The following is a 2,555-nucleotide window of genomic DNA, read 5'->3' on the forward strand; positions in this document are numbered from 1 at the left end:
GGTGCCAGCGGACGCCGGATAATCCGGGTGGGCGGACATGTGAGTCCGGGCTGGCGGACATGATTTCTCCGGATTGGCGGACATCAGGATCTCCGGGACACGCCTGAATAAATGCGAAACGGGATCTCTTCAGGCGAGTTGGCTGGGCGGTGTGTGAGCGCTGGCCAACTGCGTCGAAGGGATCCCGTTGACCAAGTCTGACAGGGAGATCATGGAGATTCTGGAAGCGTTCGATCTGACACGCTGCGCGCATTCGGCCGCGGCGTTGTCTGGGGTGGATGAGAAGACGGTGGCCCGCTATGTCGCGGTCCGCGACGGGGGCCGCGATCCGCTGGCCAAACTGCGGCGGCCGCGGTCGATCGACCCGTTCATGGGCAAGATCGAGGAGTGGGTCGACAAGTCCCAAGGCAAGATCCGCGCCGATGTGGTGCATCAAAGACTGCAGGCGATGGGGTTCACCGGCACCGACCGCTCGACCCGCCGCGCGGTCGCCGACGCGAAGACGGCGTGGAAGGCCGGTCACCGACGCAAATACCGGCCGTGGCTGCCCGAGCCGGGCATGTGGCTGCAGTTCGACTGGGGCGAAGGCCCCAGGGTGAATGGTCGCCGGACACAACTGTTTTGCGCGTGGCTGGCGTGGTCGCGGTTTCGGGTGGTGATCCCGTCGTGGGACCAAACCCTGGGCTCGCTGGTGCTGGGTATCGATGTGACGTTGCGCCGGATCGGTGGTGCCCCAACGTATTTGCTGACCGACAACGCGAAAACAGTGACGATGGACCGGATCGCCGGGTTGCCGGTGCGGCATCCGGAGATGGTCGCGGCCGGACGCCATTACGGCTGCAAGGTGGAAACGTGTGAGCCGTTCGATCCGGAGTCCAAGGGCGGCGCGGAACACACGGTGAAGATCGCGAAAGCCGATCTGGTGCCGACCACGGCCAACCTGTTGCCGGAATACGGCTCGTTCGCCGAGCTCGCCGACGCCTGCTGGAGCTGGTGCGAGCGGGTCAACGCCCGCCCGCATCGCGAGACCGGGATCGCGCCGATCATGCGGTTGAGCAGCGAACGTGAGCATCTGCATGTGTTGCCGGGCGCGCCGCATGCAATCGCTTTGGGTGAGGAACGCCTGGTCGGTGACGACCAGACGATCCGGTGGGGATCGGTGCGGTATTCGACCCCAGACGGTCATCAAGGCCAGAAGGTGTGGTGCCGGGTCGCTGGTGAAGAACTGGTGATCACCGGGCGAAATCCGTTGGGGCTGGCCGAGATTGCCCGCCATCAGCTCTCGACGCCCGGTAATCCACGGATCCTCGACGAGCATTACCCGCATCACGAGGGCGGGGATCTGCCGCGAGTGCGGAAACTGCGACCGCGCACTGTCGAGGAGATCGCGTTCCTCGAACTCGGCGAAGGCGCGCGCCGCTGGCTCACCGAAGCCTCCGCGTCCGGCGTCTCGCGCATCCGCGCGAAGATGACCCGCGCCCTCGAGCTGGCCGCGATCACCGGGCCCGACGCGGTCGAGGAAGCACTCGGTGTCGCCGCGGTGGCGGGTCGCTTCGACGACGGTGACCTGGCCGCCATCATCGATCACCTGGCGAAGTTCTCCAACCTGGCCGATGTCGTGCGCGCCGACGAGGCGCATTCGGTCCAGCCCGGCACCGGCAACTGGGAAAGGTTCGGCGCATGACCCATCCCAAAGCCCCTGCCCTGCCCGAGGAACTGGACAAGATCTGCCGCCGGATGCGGCTGCCCTATCTGCGCAAAGCCGCGCCCGACGTGCTCGCCACCGCCCGAGCCCAACGCTGGGACCCTGCCGAGGTGTTGCGGGTTTTGCTGGCCGAAGAGGTCACCGGCCGTGATTCCGCGACCCGGCGTCAGCGTCGCAAGACCGCGAATTTCCCCACCGGCAAAACGTTCTCGTCGTGGCTGCCGGAGGAATCGACGATCCCCGACGCCACCCAGAACGCATTGTCGACTCTGGAATGGGTCGGGAGACACGAGAATTTGGTGGTCGCCGGAGCCTCCGGCACCGGCAAGAGTCACTTCGTCGAGGCGCTCGCGCATTCGGCGATCGAGAAGGATCTGCGGGTGTCCTGGTTCACCCTCGAATCCCTCGCCAACACGATCGGCAAGGCCAAGGCCGACGGATCGATCGCGCGCGCGGTCGCCCGCATCTGCTCTTGCGATCTGATCGTCTGTGACGACATCGGCATGCTCCCGGTGGGTCCGGAGGCCGCCGAGGCGTTCTACCGCGTGATCGATGCCGCATATGAGCGGCGTTCCATCGCGGTGACCAGCAATATTCACCCGTCCGGATTCGACACCATCATGCCCAAAACCTTGGCCACCGCGGCAGTGGATCGGCTCCTTCATCACGCGCATCTCGTACTGACAAAAGGTGATTCACACCGCCTCGCCGAAGCCCTCGCCGGCAAAGGAGTGATGCCCTTGGCCTGAACACTCACCCGGAGAACTGATGTCCATCAGCCCGGAGATCTGCTGTCCGCCCAGCCGGACCCCTCAGGTCCACCCGCCCGGCGTTCCCGATGACCGTTGAC

At 65.6% G+C, this 2,555-nt stretch carries 2 protein-coding genes; both read left to right on the forward strand.

Annotation, left to right across the window (positions count from 1 at the left end; all coding sequences use genetic code 11):
* The first annotated feature begins 211 nt into the window (after nucleotides 1–211).
* A complete protein-coding gene (istA, locus tag NP3_RS45870) occupies nucleotides 212–1,684 on the forward strand; it encodes an IS21 family transposase (RefSeq protein ID WP_063047956.1) in 1,473 nt (490 codons plus the stop codon).
* Complete coding sequence (gene istB / locus NP3_RS45875) at nucleotides 1,681–2,454, forward strand: IS21-like element helper ATPase IstB (protein WP_063047957.1); 774 nt, start codon at nucleotides 1,681–1,683, stop codon at nucleotides 2,452–2,454. The genes istA and istB overlap by 4 nt, the downstream gene beginning before the upstream one ends.
* Nucleotides 2,455–2,555 lie beyond the last annotated feature (101 nt).

This window comes from Nocardia pseudovaccinii NBRC 100343, from assembly GCF_001613225.1.
Lineage (GTDB): Bacteria > Actinomycetota > Actinomycetes > Mycobacteriales > Mycobacteriaceae > Nocardia > Nocardia pseudovaccinii.